The organism is Agrococcus sediminis (assembly GCF_007923295.1).
Taxonomy (GTDB): Bacteria; Actinomycetota; Actinomycetes; order Actinomycetales; family Microbacteriaceae; genus Agrococcus; species Agrococcus sediminis.
Genome location: NZ_VOIR01000012.1, coordinates 25,535 through 50,034 on the forward strand (window position 1 = coordinate 25,535; position 24,500 = coordinate 50,034).

Annotated in this window: 23 protein-coding genes, 1 tRNA gene and 2 pseudogenes; 11 read left to right on the forward strand and 15 right to left on the reverse strand. The window is 72.0% G+C overall.

All coding sequences use genetic code 11. The features are described 5' to 3' along the window. Positions 1-4: 4 nt before the first annotated feature. The 3 genes from FQ330_RS03735 to FQ330_RS03745 are packed head-to-tail and all read right to left on the reverse strand — an operon-like array spanning position 5 to position 2,587. Positions 5-670 (reverse strand): GNAT family N-acetyltransferase, encoded by a 666-nt coding sequence (locus FQ330_RS03735; RefSeq protein WP_128188590.1) that lies wholly within the window; start codon positions 668-670, stop codon positions 5-7. 10 nt (positions 671-680) lie between these two features. Continuing rightward, complete coding sequence (locus FQ330_RS03740; RefSeq protein ID WP_146355404.1) at positions 681-1,601, reverse strand: NAD-dependent epimerase/dehydratase family protein; 921 nt, start codon at positions 1,599-1,601, stop codon at positions 681-683. Continuing rightward, on the reverse strand, positions 1,598-2,587 hold the full coding sequence (locus FQ330_RS03745; RefSeq protein ID WP_146355407.1) for a GDP-mannose 4,6-dehydratase: 990 nt from the start codon (positions 2,585-2,587) through the stop codon (positions 1,598-1,600). The genes FQ330_RS03740 and FQ330_RS03745 overlap by 4 nt, the downstream gene beginning before the upstream one ends. A 136-nt stretch (positions 2,588-2,723) precedes the next feature. Here FQ330_RS03745 and FQ330_RS03750 point away from each other — a divergent pair, with 136 nt between their 5' ends. From FQ330_RS03750 to mscL, 3 genes are read left to right on the forward strand one after another with little or no spacing between them, the layout of a single operon-like run. Continuing rightward, complete coding sequence (locus FQ330_RS03750; RefSeq protein WP_225792679.1) at positions 2,724-3,314, forward strand: 5-formyltetrahydrofolate cyclo-ligase; 591 nt, start codon at positions 2,724-2,726, stop codon at positions 3,312-3,314. Positions 3,315-3,324: 10 nt separating this feature from the next. Further along, positions 3,325-3,597, forward strand: coding sequence for an FmdB family zinc ribbon protein (locus FQ330_RS03755; protein ID WP_128188586.1), 273 nt, complete (start codon positions 3,325-3,327; stop codon positions 3,595-3,597). A gap of 39 nt (positions 3,598-3,636) precedes the next feature. After that, the gene (mscL, locus tag FQ330_RS03760; protein WP_146355411.1) at positions 3,637-4,041 is read left to right on the forward strand and encodes a large conductance mechanosensitive channel protein MscL; all 405 of its coding nucleotides are present in this window, start codon (positions 3,637-3,639) and stop codon (positions 4,039-4,041) included. A gap of 107 nt (positions 4,042-4,148) precedes the next feature. On the opposite strand, the gene FQ330_RS03765 is transcribed toward mscL, so the two are convergent. Together FQ330_RS03765 and FQ330_RS13220 are read right to left on the reverse strand one after the other, a co-directional pair. Then, positions 4,149-4,358 (reverse strand): hypothetical protein, encoded by a 210-nt coding sequence (locus FQ330_RS03765; protein ID WP_128188584.1) that lies wholly within the window; start codon positions 4,356-4,358, stop codon positions 4,149-4,151. After that, the gene (locus FQ330_RS13220) at positions 4,355-8,206 is read right to left on the reverse strand and encodes an AAA family ATPase (RefSeq protein ID WP_192575837.1); all 3,852 of its coding nucleotides are present in this window, start codon (positions 8,204-8,206) and stop codon (positions 4,355-4,357) included. The genes FQ330_RS03765 and FQ330_RS13220 overlap by 4 nt, the downstream gene beginning before the upstream one ends. 162 nt (positions 8,207-8,368) lie before the next feature. Between FQ330_RS13220 and FQ330_RS03775 the strand changes: the two genes are divergently transcribed. Continuing rightward, on the forward strand, positions 8,369-8,860 hold the full coding sequence (locus tag FQ330_RS03775; protein WP_225792680.1) for a DUF305 domain-containing protein: 492 nt from the start codon (positions 8,369-8,371) through the stop codon (positions 8,858-8,860). Between the two features lie 91 nt (positions 8,861-8,951). Then, positions 8,952-9,362 carry a four-helix bundle copper-binding protein gene (locus tag FQ330_RS03780; RefSeq protein ID WP_128188582.1) on the forward strand — a complete coding sequence of 137 codons (411 nt, stop codon included), beginning with the start codon at positions 8,952-8,954 and terminating at the stop codon, positions 9,360-9,362. 79 nt (positions 9,363-9,441) lie between these two features. Here the strand turns inward: FQ330_RS03780 and FQ330_RS03785 are convergent, their stop codons facing one another. Then, positions 9,442-10,506, reverse strand: a complete 1,065-nt coding sequence (locus tag FQ330_RS03785) for a lipid II:glycine glycyltransferase FemX (RefSeq protein WP_146355413.1) — start codon at positions 10,504-10,506, stop codon at positions 9,442-9,444. Positions 10,507-10,651: 145 nt separating this feature from the next. Beyond that, positions 10,652-11,173, reverse strand: a pseudogene (locus FQ330_RS03790) (AAA family ATPase). A gap of 69 nt (positions 11,174-11,242) precedes the next feature. Between FQ330_RS03790 and FQ330_RS13715 the strand changes: the two are divergent. Further along, positions 11,243-11,440: pseudogene (locus FQ330_RS13715) on the forward strand (hypothetical protein); the annotation flags it as partial. Positions 11,441-11,459: 19 nt separating this feature from the next. Continuing rightward, the gene (locus FQ330_RS03800) at positions 11,460-11,651 is read left to right on the forward strand and encodes a hypothetical protein (RefSeq protein WP_128188579.1); all 192 of its coding nucleotides are present in this window, start codon (positions 11,460-11,462) and stop codon (positions 11,649-11,651) included. Positions 11,652-11,698: 47 nt separating this feature from the next. Here the strand turns inward: FQ330_RS03800 and FQ330_RS03805 are convergent. After that, positions 11,699-11,770, reverse strand: a tRNA-Arg gene (locus tag FQ330_RS03805). Between the two features lie 100 nt (positions 11,771-11,870). On the opposite strand from FQ330_RS03805, the gene FQ330_RS03810 reads away from it, so the two are divergent. The 3 genes from FQ330_RS03810 (at position 11,871) to FQ330_RS03820 (ending at position 13,951) form a co-directional block, all read left to right on the forward strand. After that, positions 11,871-12,290, forward strand: a complete 420-nt coding sequence (locus FQ330_RS03810; protein WP_128188578.1) for a DUF6153 family protein — start codon at positions 11,871-11,873, stop codon at positions 12,288-12,290. Between the two features lie 97 nt (positions 12,291-12,387). Next, positions 12,388-12,993, forward strand: a complete 606-nt coding sequence (locus FQ330_RS03815; RefSeq protein ID WP_128188577.1) for a DUF305 domain-containing protein — start codon at positions 12,388-12,390, stop codon at positions 12,991-12,993. 103 nt (positions 12,994-13,096) lie between these two features. After that, on the forward strand, positions 13,097-13,951 hold the full coding sequence (locus FQ330_RS03820; protein WP_128188576.1) for a WD40/YVTN/BNR-like repeat-containing protein: 855 nt from the start codon (positions 13,097-13,099) through the stop codon (positions 13,949-13,951). Here FQ330_RS03820 and FQ330_RS03825 read toward each other — a convergent pair. From FQ330_RS03825 to FQ330_RS03845, 5 genes are all read right to left on the reverse strand, one after another. After that, complete coding sequence (locus FQ330_RS03825) at positions 13,948-17,055, reverse strand: HAD-IA family hydrolase (RefSeq protein ID WP_146355415.1); 3,108 nt, start codon at positions 17,053-17,055, stop codon at positions 13,948-13,950. The two genes, FQ330_RS03820 and FQ330_RS03825, sit on opposite strands and share 4 nt — an antisense overlap. A 115-nt stretch (positions 17,056-17,170) precedes the next feature. Then, positions 17,171-19,561 (reverse strand): heavy metal translocating P-type ATPase, encoded by a 2,391-nt coding sequence (locus FQ330_RS03830; RefSeq protein ID WP_146355417.1) that lies wholly within the window; start codon positions 19,559-19,561, stop codon positions 17,171-17,173. A 250-nt stretch (positions 19,562-19,811) separates the two neighbouring features. Further along, positions 19,812-20,603, reverse strand: coding sequence for an NlpC/P60 family protein (locus FQ330_RS03835; protein WP_146355419.1), 792 nt, complete (start codon positions 20,601-20,603; stop codon positions 19,812-19,814). Between the two features lie 99 nt (positions 20,604-20,702). Then, positions 20,703-21,500, reverse strand: coding sequence for a C40 family peptidase (locus FQ330_RS03840; protein WP_146355421.1), 798 nt, complete (start codon positions 21,498-21,500; stop codon positions 20,703-20,705). A gap of 144 nt (positions 21,501-21,644) precedes the next feature. After that, a complete protein-coding gene (locus tag FQ330_RS03845) occupies positions 21,645-22,316 on the reverse strand; it encodes a metal-dependent transcriptional regulator (RefSeq protein ID WP_146355423.1) in 672 nt (223 codons plus the stop codon). An 80-nt stretch (positions 22,317-22,396) separates the two neighbouring features. On the opposite strand from FQ330_RS03845, the gene serC reads away from it, so the two are divergent. Then, positions 22,397-23,497 (forward strand): phosphoserine transaminase, encoded by a 1,101-nt coding sequence (gene serC, locus FQ330_RS03850; RefSeq protein WP_146355425.1) that lies wholly within the window; start codon positions 22,397-22,399, stop codon positions 23,495-23,497. On the opposite strand, the gene FQ330_RS03855 is transcribed toward serC, so the two are convergent. Both FQ330_RS03855 and FQ330_RS03860 read right to left on the reverse strand, forming a co-directional pair. Next, positions 23,498-24,112, reverse strand: coding sequence for a DUF3027 domain-containing protein (locus FQ330_RS03855; protein ID WP_146355427.1), 615 nt, complete (start codon positions 24,110-24,112; stop codon positions 23,498-23,500). It abuts the gene before it with no gap. Further along, positions 24,096-24,470: a cold-shock protein gene (locus FQ330_RS03860; RefSeq protein WP_146355429.1), complete on the reverse strand. Its 375-nt coding sequence runs from the start codon at positions 24,468-24,470 to the stop codon at positions 24,096-24,098. Before FQ330_RS03860 ends, FQ330_RS03855 begins: the two co-directional genes overlap by 17 nt. Positions 24,471-24,500 lie beyond the last annotated feature (30 nt).

The following is a 24,500-nucleotide window of genomic DNA, read 5'->3' on the forward strand; positions in this document are numbered from 1 at the left end:
TCGATCAGGCGCGCGGCGAACTTCCCGCGCGCGGGTCGCCGCCGACCGGCACGGGGTAGACCGAGCGGTCGAACGGCGGCACCCGACCGGCCTCGAAGCGCTGCAGGAGCGGCTCGGCGAGCTCCTCGCGCACGAGCGCGAAGCACAGGTGGTCGCGCCAGTCGCCGTCGATGTGGATGTAGCGGCGGCGGCAGCCCTCGTAGCGGAAGCCGAGCTTCTCGACCACGCGCAGGCTCGCGACGTTCTCGGGCCGGATGCAGATCTCGACGCGGTGGAGGCCCATGCCGAGCATGAGGTGATCGGTGACGAGCGCGACCGCCGTGGTCGTGGCGCCGCGGCCCGCGAAGCGTCGCGCGATCCAGTAGCCGAGCGTCGAGGAGGCGAGGGCGCCGCCGGAGATGTTGGCGACGTTCAGCTGGCCGGCGAACTCGCCGTCGACCTCGATCGCGAAGGCGAGGCCGCTGCCGTCGCGGTCGCTCTCGAGCAGCGACCGGATCGACGAGCGGGTGTCGAAGCGGCCGCTCGGGCGCGTGCCCGGCAGCGTCGCCTCCCAGCGCTCGAGCCAGGGCCGGTTGGCGAGCAGCTCGCCCTCGAGGGTCTTCGCGTCGCGCATGCGGATGCCTCGCACGGTGACGGCGCCGTGCGAGAGTCGGGGCGCGCTGTCGAACACGCTGTCGAGCCTAGAGCGTCGCCGCGCGCATCCCCTGGGCCGCGAAGTCGCGCACCGTCTCGGCGAGGCCGATCCGCGGCCGCCAGCCGAGCTCGTCGCGCAGGCGCCCCGCGTCGCCGACCACCTCCTGGGCGTCGACCGGGCGACGCTCGCCCGCGATCCGCACCCGCGGCGGCATCGGCACGCCGAGCGCCGCGCAGAGCGCGGCCAGCACCTCCTCGCCCGATCGTGCGATGCCCGAGGCGACGTTGTAGAGCGGATGCTCGAGCACGGGCGCCTCGCACAGGGCGAGGTAGGCGGCGGCGACGTCGCGCACGTCGGTGTAGTCCCGCCGGGTGGTGAGGTCGCCGACGGGCAGCGCCTCCCCCGGCCGCAGGCGCCGGAGCCCCGCGGCGAGGTCGGGCAGCAGGAACCCTTCGCCCTGGCCCGGCCCCAGGTGGTTGAAGGGCCGCACGGCGATCGTCTCGAGTCCGCGGCCCCGGTAGTAGTCGAGCTGCAGCTCGACGAGCAGCTTGCTGACGACGTAGGGCGACGCGCACGCGGTCGGCGCCCGCTCGTCGAGCGGGCCCTCCCCCGGCGCGTAGACGGCGCCGCTGCTCGCGCCGATGAGCCGCGGCCGCTCGTCGGCCTGCAGCAGCGACTCCGCGAGGTGCGTCACCATCGCGGAGTTCTGCTCGAGGTAGCGCTGCGGCTGCGCGAACGACGGCCCCACGGCGGCGAGGCCCGCGAGGTGCAGCACGACGTCGACGGGCGGGAGCGCGGAAGCCGCGTGCGCGAGGTCGGCGACGACCGCCTCGTCGAGGTCGGGCGGCGGCTCGCGCCGCTCGGAGCGCAGCACCCCCACCACGCGGTGGCCGCGCTCGGCGGCGAGCCGTGCGACGTGCCGGCCGACGAAGCCGTCGGCGCCGGTGATCGCGATCCTGAGGCTCATGCAGGCACGCGCCCGCTGACGAGCTCGCGGTCGTGCGCGACCATGCGCCGCACGAGCCCCTGGAAGTCGACGTCGCGGCGCCAGCCGAGCAGCGCCTCCGCCTTCGAGGGGTCGCCGAGCAGGATGTCGACCTCCGCGGGCCGCATGTACTCGGGGTTCTGCCGCACGTAGGGGCGCCAGTCGTCGACGCCGATCTCGGCGAACGCCCGCGCGAGGAAGTCCTCGATCGAGTGCGTCACGCCGGTGGCGAGCACGAAGTCCTCGGGCGTCGGGTGCTGCAGCATCTGCCACATGCCGCGCACGTAGTCGCCGGCGTAGCCCCAGTCGCGCTTGGGCCACAGGTCGCCCAGCTCGATCGCGTCCTGCAGGCCCGCCTCGATGCGCGCGACCCCGTCGGTGATCTTGCGGGTGACGAACTCGACGCCGCGGCGCTCCCCCTCGTGGTTGAAGAGGATGCCGCAGGAGACGAACATGCCGTAGCTCTCGCGGTAGTTCTTCGCCGTCCAGTGGCCGTAGAGCTTCGCGACGCCGTAGGGGCTGCGCGGGTGGAACAGCGAGTCCTCGGCGTAGCCCCGGCCGGGGCGGTTGTAGTCGAGGCCGCCGAACATCTCGGAGGTCGACGCCTGGTAGAAGCGCGTCAGCCCGCCGCGGCCGGTGACCCGCACCGCCTCGAGCAGGTTGAGCACGCCCTTGCCGGTGACCTCGGCGGTGAGCGCCGGGTTCTTGAAGGAGTAGCCGACGTGGCTGATCGCGGCGAGGTTGTAGAGCTCGTCGGGCGCCGCCATCTCGACGGCGCGGATGAGCGAGGTCGGGTCGGTGAGGTCGCCCTCGAGCAGCGTGACGGCCGGGAACTCCTCCCGGACGGCGTGGCGCTTCGGGTTGTGCTGCCCGCGGATGAGGCCGAACACCTCGTAGCCCTGCGCGAGGAGCAGCTCGGCCAGGTGTCCGCCGTCCTGCCCCGTGATGCCCGTGACCAGCGCTCGCATCGCACCCTCCGTCGCTCCTGCCCTCACAGTACGGTTTGCGTCACACCTTTATCAAACAGTGTTCCGCAACGTCGGCTCAGGAGAGCGGCAGGACCCAGGCGAAGCCCGTTCACCGGCACGCGCTAGATTCCGGGGCGTGAGCGACCCGGAGCACGACGTCGAGGAGGCCAAGAGCGCCCTGCGCCGACGCCTGCGCACCGAGCGAGCCGAGCGCGGCGCGGCCTTCGCCGCCGAGCGCGCCGACGGCCTCGCTGCCAACCTGCAGGCGCTCACGCGCGCGCTCGGCGCCCGCACGATCTCGGCCTACCTCTCGCTCCCGGAGGAGCCCGACACGCGCGCCTTCCTCCGCTGGGCCGACGCCCAGGGCATCCGCGTGCTGCTGCCGGTCATCCGCCCCGACGGCCTGCTCGACTGGGCCGAGCACGACGGCACCGAGACCGTCGAGGCGACGCTCGGCATGCCCGAGCCCACCGCCGATGCGCTCCCGCCGACCGCGCTCGACGAGGTCGACCTCATGCTCGTGCCCGCGACGGCGGTCGGCCGCGACGGCTCGCGCCTCGGCGGCGGCCGCGGATTCTTCGACAAGACCATCGCCGCGATGGCAGAATGTCCTCCGGTCTATGCCGTCGTGCACGACGAGGAGCTCTTCGACTCCGTGCCGCACGCGGCCTACGACCAGCCGGTCGACGGCGTCGTCACGCAGTCCGGCATCCACCACACGTCCTGAGGAGCGCACCGTGCCCGTCTACGCCTACGCCTGCACCGCCTGCGGCCACGCCTTCGATGCGCGCCAGAGCTTCGACGAGCCGTCGCTGACCGTCTGCGAGGTCTGCGGCGGCGCGCTGCGGAAGCAGTTCGGCACCATCGGGGTCACCTTCAACGGCTCCGGCTTCTACCGCACCGACTCGCGCGCGAAGAGCGCACCCGCTTCCGGATCCCCCCAGCCCGGTATGGCGAAGACGTCCGCATCGACGACCCCGTCGTCGGGCGGCGCCGGCACGGCCACCTGACCGCGCCGGGTTCCCCGCACCCACACAGAGGAGGACCCCATGGAGGGCTTCAAGAAGTTCCTGATGCAAGGCAACGTCGTCGAGCTCGCCGTCGCCGTCGTCATCGGCACGGCGTTCACGGCCATCGTCGCCGCGTTCACCGAGGCGATCATCAATCCACTGCTGGCGCAGGCCTTCAACGCCGACGACCTCGCCGGAGCAACGGTCGGCATCTTCAAGATCGGCCTGCTCATCGCGGCCATCATCAACTTCCTCGTCATCGCCGCCGTCGTCTACTTCGTGCTCGTGCTGCCGATGGCGAAGCTCAAGGAGCGCCAGGACCGCCGCCGCGGCGTCTCGCCCGAGGAGCCGGCCGAGACCGACGTCGACGTGCTGCAGGACATCCGCGAGCTGCTGCGCGCGCAGCAGGCGCCGGGCGCGGCGCCCGGCTCCCCGCGCGGCTGACGCAGCTACCGCGAAGCTCGGGCCCGTAGCGGATGTAGGGCCAACGGCTCCCATCGGGCCGCCCTGGCATCCGCCTGCACCTGCATCTGCGGGTGCAGGTGGATGCGTCAGCCCCAGTGGGGCGGGACGTCACGACGCAGCTGCTCGTCGTTCTCGCTCCCGCGCTCCTGCCGCTCGACCGGCGGCTCGCCCGTGTACCCGGGCGACGGCTCGGTCGAGACGCGCTTGCCCCGCCGGCGGATGACGAGCGGCGCGGGCTGCGGCGCCGCCGCATCCGCTGCCTCCCCGCCGTCGGCCGGGCCGCCCTCGTGCGTCACGACGACGCATCCGCCCCGACGAGCTCGGCGATGCGGTCGGCGACGCCCTCGGGGTCGGTGAAGAGCTCGAAGGCGTGCACGCGCATCGTGTGCCAGCCGAAGCGGCGCAGCACCTCGGGCCGCAGCCGCAGCGCCTCGCGGAGCGTGCGGTCGCCGTCGTCGTGGTCGGCCTCGATCGCGGCGCAGATGCCGCCGTTCGCCACCACGAGCGGCAGCTGGTCGTCGTAGGAGACGTCGGCGCGGAGGCCCCGGCGGCGCAGGCGCGTCGCGAGGTCCACCATGAGCGGGTCGCCGCCGAAGAACGTCGGGGCGCGATCCTCGGCCGCGATGTCGAGCAGGATCTCGCGCAGCATCGCCGCGCCGTGCGCGAGCCGCTCGGGGTCGAGCTCGGCCGCGTCGAACGACGTGACGATCTGCAGCGCCTTGCGGGCGCGGGTCATCGCGACGGCGAGCAGGCGCTCGCCGCCCGGCTGCCCCAGCGTGCCGAAGTCGACGTTGCGGCCGTGCTTCGTGCGGCCGTAGCCGACCGAGAAGATCACCCGGTCGCGGCTGAGCGCGCTCGCGTGCGTGACGTCGACGATGACGAACGGCTCCTCGCGGTCGGCGACCACGAAGTCGGTGAGCTGGTTCGACGACGCGAGCGCCGCCATCACCGCCTGCTGGATGCGCACCTCGTGCTTCTCGTTGGCGGTCACCACCATGAGCGATTCCTGCGGCCGCGAGCGCGCGTGCTGCGTGACGAGCTGCACGACCCGGTCGACCTCGGCGTCGGGGCTCTCGACCGTCGCCGCGCCCTGCTCGGGCAGCCCGTGGGCGCCGTGCACGATCGAGGCGGTGAGCGAGGCGTGCCCGAGGTAGGCGCCGGCCCACGGCAGCGCCTCGATGCGGCCCTCGTAGAAGCGCTCGTTCACGGCCGCGACGAGGTCGGCGCCGCCCGTGCGGTACGAGCGCGTCAGGTGCAGCGTCGGCAGCACCTGCCCGAGCCGCGACAGCGCCGACTCGGCGTGCAGCTCGTCGGGCGTCGCGAGCTCCTCGCTCGGGCGGATGCCGAGGGTCGAGATGCCCACGTCGAACGGCGCGGGCGTCTGCGTCGCCGAGTCGCCGAGCGCGATCACCTGCCGCGCGCGGCTGATGGCGCCGGCGGCCTCGGCGATCGTGATGGCGCCGGCGTCGGCGATGATCACGGCGTCGAAGGGGAGGCGCTTCGGCACCCGGTGCAGGTCGTACGGCGAGGCGAGCCACACGGGCGCCACCGAGCGCGTCAGGTGCGGCGCGAGGCGCTGCAGCTCGTCGGCGTCGACGGGACCGGCCTTGATGAGGCGACGCAGCGCATCCGCCTCGTCCGGGTGGTCGTCGACCGCGAGGCGCCATCCCTGCGCGACCTGGTGCGCGAGGCGTGCGCTCGACGCGTCGACGTGCGCCTCGTCGACGAGCGCGAAGTCCTGCTCGAGGCGTCGCAGCACGTCGGTGTTGCCGCGCAGCAGCGCCCGCTCCCGGCCCAGCATCGACTGCAGCGCCGACTGCCACCATGCGAGGTCGAGCTCGTGCTCGACCTGGTCGTCGGCGACGTGCCGGTCGGCGAAGTCGGTCAGCAGCGCGTCGAGGCCGAGCCGCTCGACCGAGCTCATCAGCTCGGCCCGCTCCTGGATGTTCTGCAGCGCGTCGCTCGGAGCCGCGAGCTCGGCGATGCGCGCCTCGAGCTCCTCGATCGGCAGGTCGACGCTGCGCACCTCGGGCTTGAGGGCCGCGTCGAGGCGGTCGAGCCGCACGACGACGTCGCGCAGGCGCGCGTCGAGCGCGGCGAGGCCCGCCGGCACCGACGGGATCGAGCCGTCGGGCGCGAACTTCGCCCACAGCCGCCGCTGCTGCTGCGCGGCGACGAGCACGTCGTGCAGGTCGGGCACGTGGCTGCCGGGGCGGATGTACTCCTCGGCGAGCTTCTTGAGCCGCCGGCGCTGCATCGCGCCGAGCGACTGGATCGCCTCGCGGCGCGGGCCCGTCGCGGTGATGAGCTCGCCGAGCGGGCGGTCGTAGAGCGACGGCGTCATGACGTCGAGCGTGGCCCGCACGTCGGTGAGCAGCGCGACCTGGATGCCGAGCTCGGCGAGGGTCGCCGCGGGCCGCAGCTTCGTGTCGCCGATCACGCGGCGCGCCTCGGTGAGCAGCGCCTCGAGGTCGCCGCCGGAGGTGCCCGGCCCGGTCGTCGCCGACCCGGCGAGCGCCTGCGAGTCGGCGAGGGCGGCGGATGCGTCGCCCGAGGAATCGAAGGAGGCCCCGTACCAGGGCGTGTCGCTCGGCCCGTAGCGGAACTGCCCGAGGGCCGCGGCCTTCCGCATCGTCGCCGCCACGCGCGGCCGGTCGGTCGCGAGCGCGACCGTCGCCTGCTCGCTCAGCCGCGCGCGCGTCGACGGCGGCGTCGGCAGCATCGCGAGCCGCGACAGCTCCTTGAGCGCGTCGAGCACCGACACCTGCAGCTTCGGGTCGACCCGCTGCAGCGCGGCACGGTAGTCGAGCAGCACCTTCCGCAGGCGCAGCATCGCCTCGTCGATCTCGCCGGTGTCGGGGCGCTCGGACTGCTCGATGCGGCGGATCGCGCCGATGAGGTCGCGCCGCAGCGTCGCCTCCGAGACGGCGAGCGACTCGAGCTTCGTGCTCGCGAGCCGATCGCCGATGTCGCGCAGCGTCGCTCGGCGGGGGCTGACGACGAGCACGCGGCGGTCGTCGCCCACGAGCGCCGCGATCACGTTGACGATCGTCTGCGTGAGGCCCGTGCCGGGCAGCGCCTCGACGACGAGCGAGTTGCCGGCGGCCGCCTCGGCGATCACTGCGTCCTGCTCGGCGTCGGCGTCGAGCACGAGCCGGTCGACCTCGGGGTCGCGGCTGTCCTGCGGGGTCTCGTCGACGCCCGCGCGGCCCTCGCGCACGCGCCACGCTGCCTGCTCGTCGCCGCGCACCGCGTCGAGCACGTCGTGCGGCTGCTGCTGCAGGTCGGCGGCCATCGGCTCGCCGACGTCGGCGAAGGTCGAGGCGAGCAGTCGCGCCTCGACGGTGAAGCCGGGCACGTGCGCCGCCGCCTGGCGCAGCGCGTCGAGCACGGCGTTGGGCGTGAAGGTGCCCTCGCCGGAGCCGAGCTCGATCAGCTGCCGCTCGTCGAGCCGCACGCCGTGGTGGCCGCGCAGGATGCTCGCGATGCGCGGGTTGACGAAGGGGCGGCCGAGCAGCTGCAGCTCGAAGTCGCGCCCGCGGCGGCGCACGACGAGCGGGCGCAGCAGCACCGGGCCGTACACCTCGCCGCGGCCGCCGCCGGCGTCGGCGTGCGGGAACCGCGCCATGCCGATGCCGAGGTGCACGGCGTCGATCGAGCGGGCGGCCGCGAGCTCGATGCCCTTCGACGCGATCGCCGCGGCCGCCGAGCGGGCGGCGCGGAGCGCGAGGTCGTCTCGGATGAGGCTCGAGAGCGCCGTCGGCCGGCCGGTGATGAACTGGGCGAGGCCGCCCGGATGCGTCGTCGAGAGCTCGATGCGGGTCGCGGTCGTGTCGATGAAGTCGGTCAGCGGGCTCCGCCCGCCCACGCGCCGGAGCGCATCCGCCCACGCCTGCCACTCCCCCTCGCGCCGGCGCACGCGCGGCGCCGGCTCGGCGGCGGCCGGCTCGGGCGCGAGGCTGCGGTCGGGGCCGGGCTCGGGGGCGTCGTGGGCGTCGAGGATCGCGTCCTCGGCGGCGTCGGCCACGGCCTCCGCCTCGTTCAGCGCAGCGCGGTCGACGGCGGCGCCGCGGGCGCCCGCCGTCTCGTGCGTCGCCTCGTCGACGGGCCCGTCGCCCCGGATCTCGGTCTCGTCTTCACGCACACCGTCACGATAGCCACGCGGCCGGGAGCCGCGCGGGTGCCACACCGCCTGGTGCCACGGCGCGTGGAGGACACTCCAAGGTGGACCCGGTTCCATGGCCTGCGTCAGCGACGGGCAGCTGGGTGCTGCCCGATCCGACACCCCGACCAGGGAGGAGCAGCCATGACCCGCTCGGAACAGACCGACGCACACGAGCAGTCCGGGCATGGCCCAGCACGGATGTACCTCAAGTTCGGCGCGATCCTGCTCGTCAGTCTCGGGCTCATGTGGGTGCTCTCGATGTCGATGATCCGCGAGCTCGGGCACTTCACCTTCAACATCAGCAACTTCTACATGGCGCTCATCATGGTCGCCGCGATGGGGATCGTCATGACGATCGGCATGTGGTCGATGTTCCCCAGCAGGAAGGCGAACATCGCCATGGTCGTCGGGTTCGCTGCCCTGTTCGTCGTCGCCCTCCTCATGGGCAGGAGCGAGGCGTTCGTCGGAGACAAGGGCTTCCTCGAGTCGATGATCCCGCACCACTCGCGGGCGATCCTCGTGTGCCAGGAGTCGGACATCACCGACCCGGAGATCGTGCAGCTGTGCGACGACATCGTCGAGGCCCAGCAGGAGGAGATCGCGCAGATGGAGGAGATCCTCGAGCGCTACTGACGTCGGACGGGCCGGCGGCGCGAGCTGCGCCGCGGGACCGGACGGACAGGCTGCGACCGTCGCAGCCGAACTGGAAGAAGGAGAGAGAACGATGACCCATCACGTCATGTCGATGCTCGACACCTATCCCAAGGACCTCGGAGGCGTCGATCGGGACAAGCTCGCCGCATGCATCGAGGCATGCTTCGAGTGCGCCCAGACCTGCACGGCGTGCGCTGACGCGTGCCTGGCGGAGGACATGGTCGCCGAGCTGACCACGTGCATCCGCACCAACCTCGACTGCGCGGATGTGTGCGAGGCGACCGGCCGCATCCTCTCGCGTCGCACCGGTGCCGACGCCGCGGTCACGCGCGCGGTGCTGGAGGCCTGTCAGGCCGCGTGCAAGGCGTGCGCGGACGAGTGCGAGCGCCACGCCGACATGCACGAGCACTGCCGGGTGTGCGCCGAGGCCTGCCGGAAGTGCGAGCAGGCCTGCGCCGACCTTCTCGCGTCGCTCGGCTGAGCCGGACTCGACTGCCCTGGCGAGTCCTCGTGGACGCGCCAGGGCAGTCGAGCGCAGGCGTCGGGACGAGCCGCGCCGCTCAGAACCAGGCGTCGCCCGTGCGGCGGGTGTAGACGGCGCGCAGCCAGCGGCCCGCCTTCTGCCACAGCGCGTAGCGGCCGGTGAGCGGCAGCTCGAAGGTGGGCATGTACGTGACCGGCTCCGCCGCCCATGCGGTCTTGAAGGTGTAGAGGCCGCGGATGTCGCTCGTCTCCCACTCGGCCGGGTCGGGGATGTTCGCGAGCTCGTAGAGCGTGACGCCCTGCGCGTGCAGGTCCTGCATGATCTTCCACTGCATGAGGTAGGGCGCGAAGATCTTCGCGTTCTCGCGGATGCTGCCGGCGTCCTTGTACCAGGCTGTGTCGCCGAAGCGCATGACGAACGCCATCGACTGCACCTCGCCCTGGTAGTGCGCGACGTAGAAGTGGCCCTGGCCGACGGTCTTGTAGACGTCCCAGATGCGCTGGAAGTATTCGGGGTGACGGAAGTAGCCGCCCGAGCGCTCCTTCGTCTCGCCGATGAGCCGGTGCATCTCGGCCTCGTGCTCGGGCGTCATCGCCACCTTCTCGACCGTCACGCCGAACTTGTTCTCGGCGGCGCGGTACGAGTTGCGGGCGCGCTTCTTGAAGCGCGCGGCGACCTCGTCGAGCGTGCCGGTGAGGTCGACGGCGACCGCGTGCTGGTACTGGCTCGAGGCGGCTCGCACCCAGCCGTTGCGCTCGAACGCGGCGATGAGCTCGGGGTCCTCCGCCTGGAACGTCTCCATCTTCAGGCCGAACCAGCGCTTGGGGTAGGCCTTGGCCCGGGCGGTGATCGCGTCGACGGCCGCGGCGTCGATGCCGGCCACGCGCGGCAGGAAGAGGATGCGGCCGGCAAGCGGCACGCTGCGCTCGAAGAGCTGGATCGGGAGAGGCCGCTCGCCGCCGGCGACCGGCACGGTCACGACGTCGCGGAGCGCCCGCCACGGGCTCTCCTCACGGGTGCGGGCCCACGCATCCGACTGCATGTAGTGGGCGCGTGGCTGCCCCTCGAGCACCTGCGCGTCCCACGCGGCCCCGTCGGTGGCCTTCGCGGGCCTCGGCTCGGCCGCAGCGGTGATGCTCATGCGCTCGCTCTCGTCGTGGGACTGCCTGGATGATCCGCTCGGGCGGCCCGGTCCCGGGCTCGCCGGAGCGGCGGATGCACGGGGCCGCGCATGCGTGGCCCGTCGCGCTCGATGCTACCGGCGTGCGGAGCGAGGGCATGCGCAGCTAGAGCCGATCGAGGATGAACGCGACGCGATCCGCCGGGCTGAGCACGGGCACGGTCACCACCGGGCTCGGGAGTTCGCGGTACACCTCCGTGAGCAGGGCATGGATCCGGGACTGGGCTGCGGCATCCTCGATGCGAGCGTAGTCAGGGGCGAGCGGCAGCAGGTCGAGGATGAAGACCTTCCGATACGACACCCGTGGGAGCGCGTCGAGCAGTTGGGCGTGGGGCTCCAGATCGAGGAATCGATGGTAGGCCAGCGAGTCAGGGAGGGCGCGGTCGAGGAAGACGGTCTCATCGGGGTCGAGGCTCGCCTCCTGCTCGAGCTGCATGGCGAAGACACCGCACTGGAACTCGCGCTACCGCCCGCGCACTTCCTCGACGCTCCTGCCCTCGATCCGCTGGAGGTCGATGTAGTGACGGGCGTGCTCGACGGTCGTGGCGTAGCCCCGCTCATGCAGCAGGTTCACCGTCGTGGTCTTCCCCGAGCTCGGCCCGCCGGTGATGACGTACCAGTTGCTCATGTCGCCCCTTTCACCCGGCCGGCGCCGGGACTAGCGTCATCGACGAGCACCGTACACCGATGCAGGCGCGGACCCGGCGCTGGCGGTGTGGCTGACATCGCTCACCGTGTCTCGAGGACAGGCGGTCGCGTCTTCACCGCCCGCCTCGGCGGCGGCCGCAACGCCCTCGAGTACGTGCTGCCGCTGCTGGGCGTCCGGCAGAAGAACGGCAAACCCGGCCACCCGCAGACGCAAGGCAAGATCGAACGCTTCCGCACCAGCTACAAGCCTCCGCCGAGCTGGCCGCATGCACCACCTCGCCATCGGCGCAGCCCACCGAGGCCGACGCATCCTCGCCCTCATCGACGACACCACCGCCACCGTCATCGACCTCGACACAGGCGAGATCCTCGCCACCAACACCATCGACCCGGCACGCAGCTACTGGCGCAACACGAGAAGAGCCCCCGGCCGATGGCCAGGGGCTCTCTCTTCGTGACACATGTCGCGACTCAGGTGAGACCTATGTCGCGACTCATCACAGCGTGCCCCTGGAGGGACTCGAACCCCCAACCAGCTCCTTAGGACGGAGATGCTCTTCCATTGAGCTACAGAGGCCAGGCTCACCGAGCCTATCGCGGCACCACGGTGCCGCAGGACTGGTGCGCAGGGATCACCCCGACCCGCCGACTATCCTCGAAGAGGAGAGGGGGCGGACATGGGCGCTAGCGGCATCGTCGCGAGACGGTTGCTCCTGCGCTGGCTCCCGGTGGCGGTCCTCCTCGTCGCCGCCCTGACCATCGGCCTGCTCGGGATGCACACGGTCAGCGGCCCCGACGGCCACCGCCCGGCCGTCTCCGATGCGTTGCCGCTGGCGGCATCGGGAGCGCCGACACTCCCGGAGCACGCGCAGGCGCAACCGTGCGAGTGCGCCGCTCCGTCGCCTGATCACTCGTCGGTGCTGATGTCCTGCGTGCTCGCCCTCCTCGCGGGGCTGCTCGTCGTGACCCCTCGCCGATGGACCGGAGCCCTCACCATCCCGTTGACGCGCGGCGGCGCGATGCTCGAGCATGACCCGCGCGCGATTCCCCGTCCACGGCCTCCCTCATTGATCTTCCTCTCGATCAGTCGGACCTGATACGTCCAGCACCGCGCCGGATGCGTCCGGTACGCCGCCGCGTCCTGTGGGACGCGAGACCCATCTGCAATCCGAATGATCGAAGGACAGAATGACTATGAAGAAGCACTTCCGCACCATGACCATCGCTTCCGGCCTCATCGCATCCGCTGTGATCCTGGCTGGATGCTCGACCCAGGGGGGAACGGCCGCAGGCACCTCCGAGAGCCCGGGTGCCAGCACCTCTGCAGAAGCATCCGCCGACTTCAACTCGGCAGACGAGATGTTCGTCACCATGATGATCCCTCACCACGAGCAGGCGGTCGAGATGGCCGATGTCGTGCTGGACAAGAACGGCGTCGACCCGCGCGTGCTGGACCTAGCGCAGCAGATCAAGGACGCACAGGGTCCCGAGATCGAGACGATGCGGGGCTGGCTCGAGGCATGGGGCATCGAGTACGAGGACAGCTCGATGGGCGGCATGGATCACGGCGACGGCATGATGACCGATGACGACATGCGCCAGCTCGAGGATGCCGAGGGTGCAGAGGCGAGCCGCCTGTTCCTCGAGCAGATGGTCGTGCACCACGAAGGAGCAGTGGAGATGGCCGAGGTGGAGGTGGAGACGGGGCAGAACGCGGAGGCGGTCGCCCTGGCCGAGCAGGTGATCGAGGACCAGACCTCGGAGATCGAGACGATGCAGGAGCTGCTCGAGCAGCTCTGACCTTGACCGGCACGGGGAGGCCTGCGGCTGCGCGCCCGGGCCCGGGCCTCCCCATGCCGGCACCAACCCGATCCCTGGTTCGACACCCCTGGAGGCACCGACGATGAAGACCCCCCGCTCGCGAGCGCTCCTCGCCATTCCTGTGCTCGCGCTCATGCTCGCCGGGTGCGCCCAGGAGCCCGCTCCGGACGCAGCCGCAGCTCCGCTGCACGACGATCCGTTCGCACACGTCCACGGCATCGGCGTGCTCCCGGGCGACCCCGACATCCTCGTCGCCAGCCACGCAGGCGTCTACCGCGTCGACTCCGCCGGCGAGGCGGAGGGGCCGCTCGGAGGCGAGGACTTCGACGCCATGGGCTTCACCGTCGCCGGCGGCACCCTCTTCGCCTCAGGGCATCCGGGAGCCGCGACGTCTCCCGAGCTCGGCGCTCCCAATCTGGGGATCGTGCGCAGCGTCGACGGAGCGGCGACGTGGGAGCCCGTCGCGCGGACGGGGGTCGAGGACTTCCACGTGCTCACCGGCGGCCCCGACGGCAGCCTCTTCGGGATCGGCTCATCGTCGCCCAGCGTGCAGGCGAGCAGCGATGCCGGCACCACCTGGACCGCCGGGGCAGTGCTGGCAGCCGCTGACCTCGCCGTCGGCGCGGGCGACGAGCTCTACGCGGCGACCGAGGACGGCCTGCAGGTCAGCGTGGACGGTGCTGCGACGTTCGCTCCGGTGCCCGACGCGCCGCTGCTGTTCCAGATCGCCGCCGGCGCCGACGGCACGCTCGTCGGCGCGGGCATCGACGGCCAGCTCTGGCGCGCGCAGGACGGCCGCTGGACGGGCGGCGAGCGCTTCAGCGGCGCGCTGCAGGCACTCGCCGTCGGTGAGGGAGGCTCGCTGCTGCTCGTCGACGACCGCGGCCTGGTGCGCATCGATGCGAACGGCGCCGACGTGATCCGTCCCGCCGGCTAGGTTCGGCGACCGACGCTCACGCGGGTTGCGGCTGCACCGCGTCTGAGCTGTCGCGCCCGACGCCGTACGAGAACTCGCGAGCCTGCCCGGTATCGATCGGGCCCGACTGCGACATCCAGCAGATGGCCCCGGAAGCGGATCCTGAACTCGAGACGCGACAGGCGCGGGGGCAGCCTCGGGTCGAGCGCGAGGAGATCGTCCTCGAGCGTCAGCCCTGCGAACGCGCGGACGGGGATGTCGACGGTGCCGGCCATCGCGCCCAGGTGCACGCCCTCCCTGGTCGTGCCGCCCTGCGCGTCGTCCAGGTCGGCGACGAGCGCCTCCCGGAACGCGCTCCACGATCTTGCCGGGTCGATGGCCGCGAGCACCGAGGCATGCACCACGCGGCTGAGGGTCGAGCCGTGCGACGTCCGTGCGACGTAGTAGTCCATGGTCCGCAGCAGGTCGCCTTGGCAGAACGCGTAGCCGAGCGACGCCAGCTGGCGGCAGACCGTCTCGCAGCCGAGGAGATGAACCAGCATGACGACATCGGGCTGCTTGGAGAGCTTGTAGCGGTTCGTGCTGTCGTCCTCGGATTCGAGGATGAGGTCGAGCCGGCCGATGTTGCCGTAGCGCCGGCGGTAGCCCTCCCAGTCCAGCTCCTCGAGCTGCTCATAGCCGTCGAACTGGGCGAGCACGCCATCGCTGTGGAAGCGGAGGGAGAGCCGCCTGCTCAGATGCCGCCATCGCTCGACCTCGGCGTCGGTGACGGCGAGGCGGGCTCGGACGGAGTCGCCGAGGTGACCGTGCAGCACCGTGAACGACTGCGCGGCCCGAGCGGCGAGCCAGGACACGAGGACGTTGGTGTACGCGTTGTCGCGAAGGCCCGCCCCCGGCCGGCCAGGAGGGCCGTCGTGGAACTCGTCGGGCCCCATCACTCCGTCGATGTGGAACCGATCGGTGCGCGGATCGTGCTGCGCGAGCGAGGCGAACAGGCGCACGACCTCGATGATCAGCTCGGCGCCGCGATCCGCGAGCCACTCCCGGTCACCGGTCGCCTGGAAGTGCAGCCACGCGTTGTACCCGATCGCGAGACCGACGTGGTGCTGCCTGCGGGAGTTGTCCGGCATCCACCGCTCCGACCGGGGGTTGAAGAGCGCGGTCGGAGTCTCCTCGCGCCCGTCGCTGCCGCTCTGCCAGGGGAACAGCGCACCTTCCAGCCCGGCTCGGGATGCCGCCGCGCGCGCGGCCCCGAGCCGTCGCCAGCGATAGTCCAGCAGCGCCCGGCTCAGGTCGGGCAGCCGCAAGGCGACGACGGGCATGACGAACACCTCATCCCAGAACACGTGTCCCCGATACCCCTCCCCGTGGAGCCCCCGCGCCGGTACTCCAGCGTCCAGCTCGACGGTGTGCGGTGAGAGCGTCTGCAGGATGTGGAAGACCTGGAGGTTGAGGATGAGCTGGCTCTGGCGGTCTGCATCGACCGACACCTCGAACAGCTCCCACAGCCGCCGCCATGCCTCGCTGTGGCGCTCGCGGAGCACGGCGACGTCACCGAGCTCGCGGACGCGCCCGAGGGCGGCCTCGCCCGGCTCGCTGATCGCACGATCGCGGGAGGTGAAGATCGCGACGAGCGTGGTGAACGTCACGGCGCGGCCGTCGGCCAGCTGCAGCCGGAACTCCTTGACGCGCCGTCGGACTCCTGAGGGCACATGCAGCGCCTCCACGCCATCGGCTCCGTCCATGCGCCATCGCACGGCGGCGGCGATCCCCACCCGGCTCTGGCTGGTCTGCACCTCGCAAAGCACCACATCGTCGAACTCACGGAACGCCACGGGAGACAGGTGTGTCACGTCGGTGCCGACGGATGCCCGCACGTTGGCGTTGCGCACATCCGCATCGATGCCGGCTCGGAGCTCGAGCGATCCGCTCCAGCCGCGTGCCGTGAGGGTGGTCTCCAATGCGGCCACGTGCGGATCGTCCATGGAGACGAAGCAGCGCTGCACGAGCTCGGCGGTCCCGCCCTCGGGCCCGACGAGCGTCGCCCGCCGCACCGCGACAGCACGACGCAAGTCGAGCTCCCGCAGGTCCGAGGAGACGAGCCGGCCGCTCGAGAGCCAGCGTCCCCCACCGAACCGCACGTCGACCCGCAGCCAGTTCGGGGCGTTGACGAGGTGCTCCTCCGCCATCTCTCGCCCGTGAACGGTGCTCAGCGTGCGGTTGTAGACGCCCGCGAGGTAGGTGCCCGGGTAGTGGACGCCGTCGTCGCGGTGCTCGGGGAGGACTCCCCTCGTCGCGAAACGGCCGTTGCCGAGCGCCGTGAGCGCCTCTCGATGCCCTTCGTGCGCCGGATCGAAGCCTTCATAGGCGAGCAACCAGGGATCGCCAGCACGTGCGCCCAGGTCGAGCTGCGCCACATCGAGCAGCACGACATCGGCCCCGGCAGCTTCGAGTTCCTCCCGCTGCCCCGACCTCGCGATGCCGATGACGAGCCCGAAGCCGCCCCGTCGCCCCGCCTCCACGCCGGCGACGGAATCCTCGACCAGCGCGGCCCGCCCCGGAGAGACGCCCAATCGCGTCGCGGCCTCCAAGAACATCGCAGGGTGCGGCTTCCCGGGCAGGCGGGCGGTCAGCGCGGCCACACCGTCGACGACGGTGTCGAAGGCGCCCGACAGGTCAGCGGCCTCCAGCAGCGCATGCGCATTGCGGCTGGCCGTGACCAGGCCGGTGGGCACGCCCGCGTCTCGCAGGCGCTGCAGCAGCGCCAGCGTGCCGGGGTACGTCTGCAGCCCCCGGCTCCGGAGCTCGCCGATGTAGAGCGCGTCCTTCCGTGCCGCGAGACCTGCGACCGTCCACGCATCGGACGCGTCGCCGACGCTCCCAGCAGGCAGGGCGATGCCGCGCGCGCCCAGATAGGCGGCGACGCCGTCCTCGCGGCTGCGGCCATCGACGTACCGCAGATAGTCGGCCACTGCATCGAAGCGGCGCCCCGGATCTCCGACCCGCACTCGCGGGTCTTGCAGCACCTCGTCGAAGAGGCGCTTCCACGCCGCCGCGTGGACGTCGGCGGTATCCGTGACGACGCCGTCCATGTCGAACAGCACGGCGTCGAAGACGGCGTCCATGCGGTGCGCGCCGCTCGCGCCGCGGCGGCGAGGCGCTCCTCTGCTCGTCCTCCGGTCCCGTGACTCCGATGCTGCGTCCAACCGCTCTCGCCACCTGCCGCCGATCAGGTCGTCGTCATCGCCGCGGCGCTGGGGCCGCCGCCGCTTGCTCAGCGGCGGGGGCCGCCTGCGCGGGCAGGCTGAGCCTCTTGAGCAGCAGCGCGTTGACGGCGACGATGACGCTGGAGCCCGACATGCTGATGGCCGCGATCTCCGGGCTCAGCATGAGGCCGAAGGCCGGATAGAACACGCCTGCGGCGATCGGCAGCGCGATGGCGTTGTATCCGATCGCCCAGCCGAGGTTCTGGCGCATCTTGCGCAGCGTGCCCTTGCCGATCCGCAGCGCGACAGCGACGTCGAGCGGATCGGAGCGCATGAGCACGACGTCCGCTGTCTCGATCGCGACGTCGGTCCCGGCACCGATCGCGATCCCGAGGTCGGCCTGCGCGAGCGCGGGGGCATCGTTGACGCCGTCCCCCACCATCGCCACCTTCTTGCCGGCGGCTTGGAGCTCGGCGATCCGCGCGCTCTTGTCCTCGGGCAGCACCTCTGCGATCACCGTGTCGATGCCCAGCAGGGATGCGATCCGCTCGGCCGTCGGCTGGTTGTCTCCGGTCAGCATCACCACGTCGATCCCGGCGTCGTGCAGGGCATCGATGGCTGCCTTGGCCGTCTCGCGCGGCGCGTCCGCGAGCGCGATCACGCCGGCGGCCCGACCGTCCACGGCGAACATGATGGCAGTCCGGCCGCCCTCGGCGAACGCCCGGTGCTGGGCCGCGACGGCCGCGAAGTCGACTCCCTCCGCCGTGAGGAGCCGCGTGCTCCCGAGCACGACCGTCCGGCCCTCCACCGTCGCGACCGCTCCTTGGCCGGTGATGTTGCGGAAGGCGCTCGCGCTGCGGCGAGGCGCCCCGCGTCGATCCGCGTAGTCCACGATCGCACGGGCGAGGGGGTGCTCCGACTCCCGCTCCGCGGCCGCCACCAGCGCCAGCAGCTCGAGAGCGTCACCTCCGACAGGGACGTAGTCGGTGACTTCCGGCTCGCCCTTCGTGAGGGTGCCCGTCTTGTCGAGGACGACCGCATCGATGCGTGCGGCGGTCTCGATGCCGGTCGCGTTCTTGAACAGGACCCCGCGCTTCGCGCCGAGCCCCGTGCCGACCATGATGGCGGTCGGCGTCGCGAGTCCGAGCGCATCGGGGCACGTGATCACGACGACGGTGATCGCGAACAGGATTGCCATCGGCACGTCGGCGCCGGCCAGCCACCAGGCCAAGAAGGTGGCGGAGCCGCCGACGAGCGCGACGAGCACGAGCCAGAACGCGGCACGGTCCGCGAGTCGCTGCCCGGGCGCCTTGGAGTTCTGTGCCCGCTGCACGAGCTGCACGATCTGCGCCAGCGCTGTATCGGCGCCGATCCTGGTCGCACGCACCCGCAGCGTGCCCACGGTGTTCACCGTCGCTCCGATCACCTCGGATCCGGGCTCCTTGGCCACGGGCATGGACTCGCCCGTCACCATCGACTCGTCGACCTCGGAGACGCCCTCCTCGACGTCGCCGTCGGTCGGGATCTTCGCCCCGGGCCGCACCAGCATGAGATCACCGGGCATGACCTCGGACGTGGAGACCTCCACCTCGACGCCGTCTCGGATGACGACCGCCCGTGGCGGCGCGAGCTCCAGCAGCCGGCGGATCGCGTCGTTCGCCCCGCCTCGGGCGCGCATCTCCACCCAGTGGCCGAGGAGCACGAAGGTCGCGAGCACGGATGCCGCCTCGTAGAAGACCTCGCCGCCGCCCGTGAGCGTGACCACCAGGCTGTACAGCCAGCCCGCACCCACGCCGACGGCTACCAGGACCATCATGTCGAGGGTCCGCTCGCGCAGCGCTCGCCAAGCACCGTCGAAGAAGATCCAGGCGGCGTAGAAGATCACCGGCAGCGAGAGGATCAGCGCGAAGACGTCGTCGCGAAGCCCGAACGGGGCCGGAATCGCGAACCCCAGCACCTCCCGACCGATCGGCGACCAGAGCGTGATGGGGATCGAGAGCAGCGCGGCGACCACGAAGCGGTTGCGCATGTCGCGCGTCATCGCCGCCATGGACATGTCGGCGTTGTGGCCTCCATGTCCCATGACATCCTGCGCGGAAGCTGCGGCCTGGTGCTCTCGGCTGCCGTCGTCGACCGGGGCGGAAGGCCCCCCGTGCGTGTCGTGCAGGCCCGCGGCTGGATCGCAGATGTGGTCCGGCACGGACTGACCGGAGCAGTGATAGCCGCACTCGATCACCCAGTCGCGGAGCTGCCCGACGGTGGTGACGCCGGGGTCGTAGGTGACGTTGGCGGTCTGCGCGACCGGGTTGGCGTCCACTGCGACGACCCCCGGGCGGCGCAGCAGCGCGGATTCAACGACGGACTTCGAGGACGCCCAGTGCACGCCGCCGACCTCGAGGACCACGGTGCTCGGCGCGGTGGTCATGCGGCCCGCCGCCGATCAGCGTCGATCACAACGCGTCGCATCCGGCGACCGAGCCGATCCTGCACCACCGAGCGCCGCAGGGACATGGGCGACCTCCCGTCCGAGCCTATGCTAACCGCGCTCGGGACTCGCGTGCAGGAGCCTCCTTCTGCTGCATGGGCTGCACCCGGAGGATCGCGAGGCTCGTCCTCACGGCGCTGCACGACGAAGCGCCCGCCCCCAAGGGGGCGGGCGCTTCGTGCTGCAAGGATCAGGTGATGTCGATGAACACCGGTGCCGTACCGCCGATGTTGACGCCTGCGACGACCGTGTTGTAGCCCGACCAGCCGCCGTGCACGGCCTGGCCACCACCGATGTAGATGGCGATGTGCGCGCGTCCCACGCCGCCGTCGGCGTAGTAGATGACGTCGCCGGGCGAAGCCTGGGACATCGGGATGGTCGGGCCGAGGTTGAACAGCGAGCCCATGCCCGAGTACGGGAGCCCCGCAGCGCCGATGGCCTTGCGCACGAGCTGCACGCAGTCCTGCGAGACGCCGACCTGTGCGAGCGCGGTGTTGGCGATGACGCTGCCGGACGCCCCGGCCGACACCGCGGCGGACGGCGCGCTGGAAGCGGGCGAGGAGGAGGCTCCTCCCGCCGTGCCCCCAGCGGTCGCCTGCTCGGCATCCTGCTGCTGGGCCTGCTGCTCCTGCTCAGCCTGCTGACGCTCCAGCTCGGCCTGCGCCGCAGCCTCGAGCTCCGCTCGGATCTGCTCGAGCTCCTCCGCCGTCGTGGCCTGCACGTCGAGACGAGCCTCGAGGCCGGGGCCCCCTGCCGTCACGACGCCCGAGACCGACTGCGCGTCCTGCGCGACGATGGACGAGTACGAATCGGAGGCGTCGGCGTTGGAGCTCGACGCGAAGGCGGGGAGGGCGAGGGGCGTGGCGAGTGCCGCAGCGACAGCGATCACGCCCACACGACGGGCGTTGCGCACCACCGACGCGCGGGTGAAGCGCTTCTTGTCGGTAGACTCGAAGCCGGTCATCTCGGTTGAGGTCGTCACAGGCTGATACTCCAAAAATCTCGGTGGAACGAAGCGCCGACAGGCGGCACTTCGACCCACGTTACCAAATCGTTATCGTTTTGTCACCCGACGTGCAGGTCAGCCGAACCGGCGGACCTCGGGCGTGCCGAACGCCGCGACCATGGCCGCATAGTTCGAGTACTTCACCGGCTTGCCGCTCGTCGCGGCATGCACGATCTGCCCACCTCCGACGAACACGGCGACGTGCCCGTTCCACACCAGGAGGTCACCGGGAGCGACCTGCGACGCCGGCACCGGAGTGCCGTAGCCGGCCTGGGCGTTGGACGAGTGCGGCAGATAGTGCCCTGCCTGCCCGTACACCCACACCGTGAAGCCGGAGCAGTCGAAGCCCGTAGCCGGGCTCGAGCCACCCCAGACGTAGGGCACGCCGAGCTGCGACTGCGCGATCGCGGCGATCGAGCCGTTGGCTGGGATGCTCGCCGCCGCAGGCGTGCTGACGGCCTCGCCGCCCGTCGCCGCAGCGGAGGCGACCTCCGCTGCCTGCTCCCGCGCCTCGGCCAGCTCGGCCTGGCGCGCCTCCTCGGCGGCGGCGGCGGCCTCCTGCAGCTCGGCGAGCTGCTCGGCGGTCGTGCCGGCGATGCCCTCGCGAGCGACGAGGTCGACGCGCGCGTCGGCGGCGACGGTGACGGTCTGCGAGTTCTCGGCGACGATGCTCGCGAGCTCGTCGGCGGAGAACTGCTCGCCCTGCGGCCCGAAGGCCGCCGCGGGCAGCGACAGCGCCCCGACGAGGGCGGCCGCGATGCTGACCACGCCGACGCTCTTCACGCCGCGGCGGAGCGGCGCGAGCGCGCGCTCCCTCGGAGCAGGTCGTCCGGCCATCGGGACGGCGATGGCCGTCGAGTGCTGCTGATCCATGCTTCGGTGTTCCCCCAGATGCGTGCAGATCCCCGCACCACGGTGCAGGGCTGACGCGGCGAGACTAGCCGACCGTTACCAATCCGTCACAATCCGTCCACCCCCGTCGGCGAGCCTCTGAGGGGCCTGGACGAAGCCTGGACGTCACGCCTCGAGGTAGACGTGCTGCGCGAGCTCGACGGGCAGGTCGATCGCGGCGCCGCCGACCACGGAGAGGCGGATGCGCGTGCCGACGTCGGTCACGGCGACGCGCGCGCCGGGCTTCACGCCGGCGGCCTGCAGCTCGGCGAGCCCCTCGATGTCGTGCTGCACCGGCTCCCCGAGCCTGCGCACCACGTGCTCGCCCCGCGCATCCGTCGCCGGCACGACGCCTGCGAGGAACGCCTCGGCGGGCTCGAGCCCGAGCTCGGCCAGGCCCGGGATGGGCGTGCCGTACGGCGACTCGCGCGGGTTGCCGAGCAGCGCGAGCAGCCGGCGCTCGACCTGCTCGCTCATGACGTGCTCCCAGCGGCACGCCTCGTCGTGCACGAGGCTCCAGTCGAGCCCGATGACGTCTGCGAGCAGCCGCTCGGCGAGGCGGTGCTTGCGCAGCACGCGGATCGCGAGCGCGCGGCCCTCCTCGGTGAGCTCGAGGTGGCGGTCGGGGGCGACGACGACGAGCCCGTCGCGCTCCATGCGCGCGATGGTCTGCGACACCGTGGGGCCCGAGTGGTGGAGCCGCTCCGAGATGCGGGCGCGCAGGGGCGTGATGCCCTCCTCCTCGAGATCGAGGATCGTGCGGAGGTACATCTCTGTCGTGTCGACGAGATCCGTCACCCGCAGCTCCCGCTTCCTTCGCCCCGTCCGCCTGCCATCCGGCTCCACCCTATTGTCGCCGCGCTCGTAGGATCGTCAGCGTGAGCGACATCGTGATCCCCGCCGACCTCCTGCCCGCCGACGGACGATTCGGCTGCGGCCCGTCGAAGGTGCGGCCCGAGCAGGTCGCGCGCCTGCAGTCGAGCCTCGACCTGCTCGGCACGAGCCACCGGCAGGCGCCGGTGAAGGGGCTCGTGCGCTCGGTGCGCGAGGGGCTCGCCGAGCTCTTCTCGCTGCCCGACGGCTACGAGGTGCTGCTCGGCAACGGCGGCTCGACCGCCTTCTGGGACGCCGCGGCGTTCAGCCTCATCGAGCGCCGCTCGCACCACCTCACCTTCGGCGAGTTCGGCGCGAAGTTCGCGAAGGCCGCCGCCGCGCCGTGGCTCGAGGCGCCGAGCGTCGCGAGCTCCGAGCCGGGCTCGCGCCCGGCGCTCGAGCACGTCGAGGGCGTCGACGTCGTCGCCTACCCGCACAACGAGACCTCCACGGGCGTCTTCCACCCGGTCGTGCGGGGCCAGGCGGATGCGCTCACGGTCGTCGACGCCACGAGCGCGGCGGGCGGCCTGGCCGTCGACGTCGCCGAGAGCGACCTCTACTACTTCGCGCCGCAGAAGAACTTCGCCGCCGACGGCGGCCTGTGGCTCGCCCTCGCCTCCCCGGCGGCGATCGAGCGCATCGAGCGGATCGGCGGCTCCGGCCGCTACATCCCGGAGTTCCTGTCGCTGCAGCAGGCGGTGACCAACTCCCGCCTCGACCAGACCCTCAACACGCCTGCGCTCGCGACGCTGCTGCTGCTCGACGAGCAGATCCGCTGGATGCTCGCCTCCGGCGGCCTCGACGCGATGGCGGCTCGCACGGCCGAGTCGGCGTCGACGCTGTACGCCTGGGCCGAGGCGCGCGCCGAGGCGACGCCGTTCGTCGCCGACCCGGCGCACCGCTCCGACGTCGTCGTCACGATCGACTTCGACGAGTCGGTCGATGCTGCCGCGCTCGCGAAGGCGCTGCGCGCCAACGGCGTGGTCGACACGGAGCCCTACCGCAAGCTCGGCCGCAACCAGCTGCGCGTCGCGACCTTCGCCGCGATCGAACCGGCCGACGTGCTGCAGCTGACCCGCTGCCTCGACTTCCTGCTCGAGCGCTAGTCAGCGGTCGGCGCCGGCGGCCTCGTCGTCGGCGTCGTCCGCCTCGTCGTCGTCGCCGAGGTCGTGCTCGTCGTCGATCGCGAAGTCGTCGTCGAAGTCGTCCTCGAGGTCGGCCTCGAGATCCGACTCCAGCTCCTCGTCGTCGACGAAGTCGTCGTCGTCGTCGTCCGCGCCCTCGGCGCCCGATGCCTCCTTGGCCGCCAGGTAGTCGGCGAGCCGGTCGGCCCACGGCACCCAGGCGGGCGCGAGCAGGGAGCCCTCGCCGGGCAGCAGCGCCACCTCGAGCACGGTGGGGCCGCCCTCGAGGCCGCGCGAGAGCAGCACCGTCCACGACCAGTCGGGGTAGCCGCCGAGCGTCGAGGCGTGGCGGATCGCGAGCACGTGGTCGCCCTCGGCGAAGGCGTCCTGCACCTCGCCCACGGCGCCCTTCGGCGCGACCTCGTCGAGCGCGGCGATCGCGAGCTCGAGCTCCTGGAGCGTCGGCGTGGCAGGCACGGGCGCGGGCGTCTCCGCCTGCGGGGCGGCCGCAGCCGGCGACTCGGCTTCCGCGGCCGCGTCGGCTTCGGCGGTCGGGACGGCGTGAGCGGGCGACTCGGCCTCAGGCATCGAGGTCATCGGCGACCCTCCGGAGCATCTGCGCGACGGTCGAGCCGTGCGCGGCGCTCGGGTAGCGGCCGCGACGGAGGTCGTTGCCGATGGTGTCGAGCAGGCGCACGAGGTCCTCGACGATGATCGCCATGTCCTCCGTGTCGCGGCGGGCGGCCTTCACCGCGGCGCCGCCGACCGTGCGCAGCGAGAGCGCCTGCGGGCCGCGACGGCCCTCGGCGATGCCGTACTCGACCTTCGCGCCGGGCTTGATGACGACGCCCTCGGGCACCGCGGACGCGTGCAGGAACACCTCGACGCCGTCGTCCCCGGCGATGAAGCCGAAGCCCTTGGCCTCGTCGAAGAACTTCACCCTGCCCGTCGGCATGGCACCCTCCCCAGCGTCTGCACTGCGGCG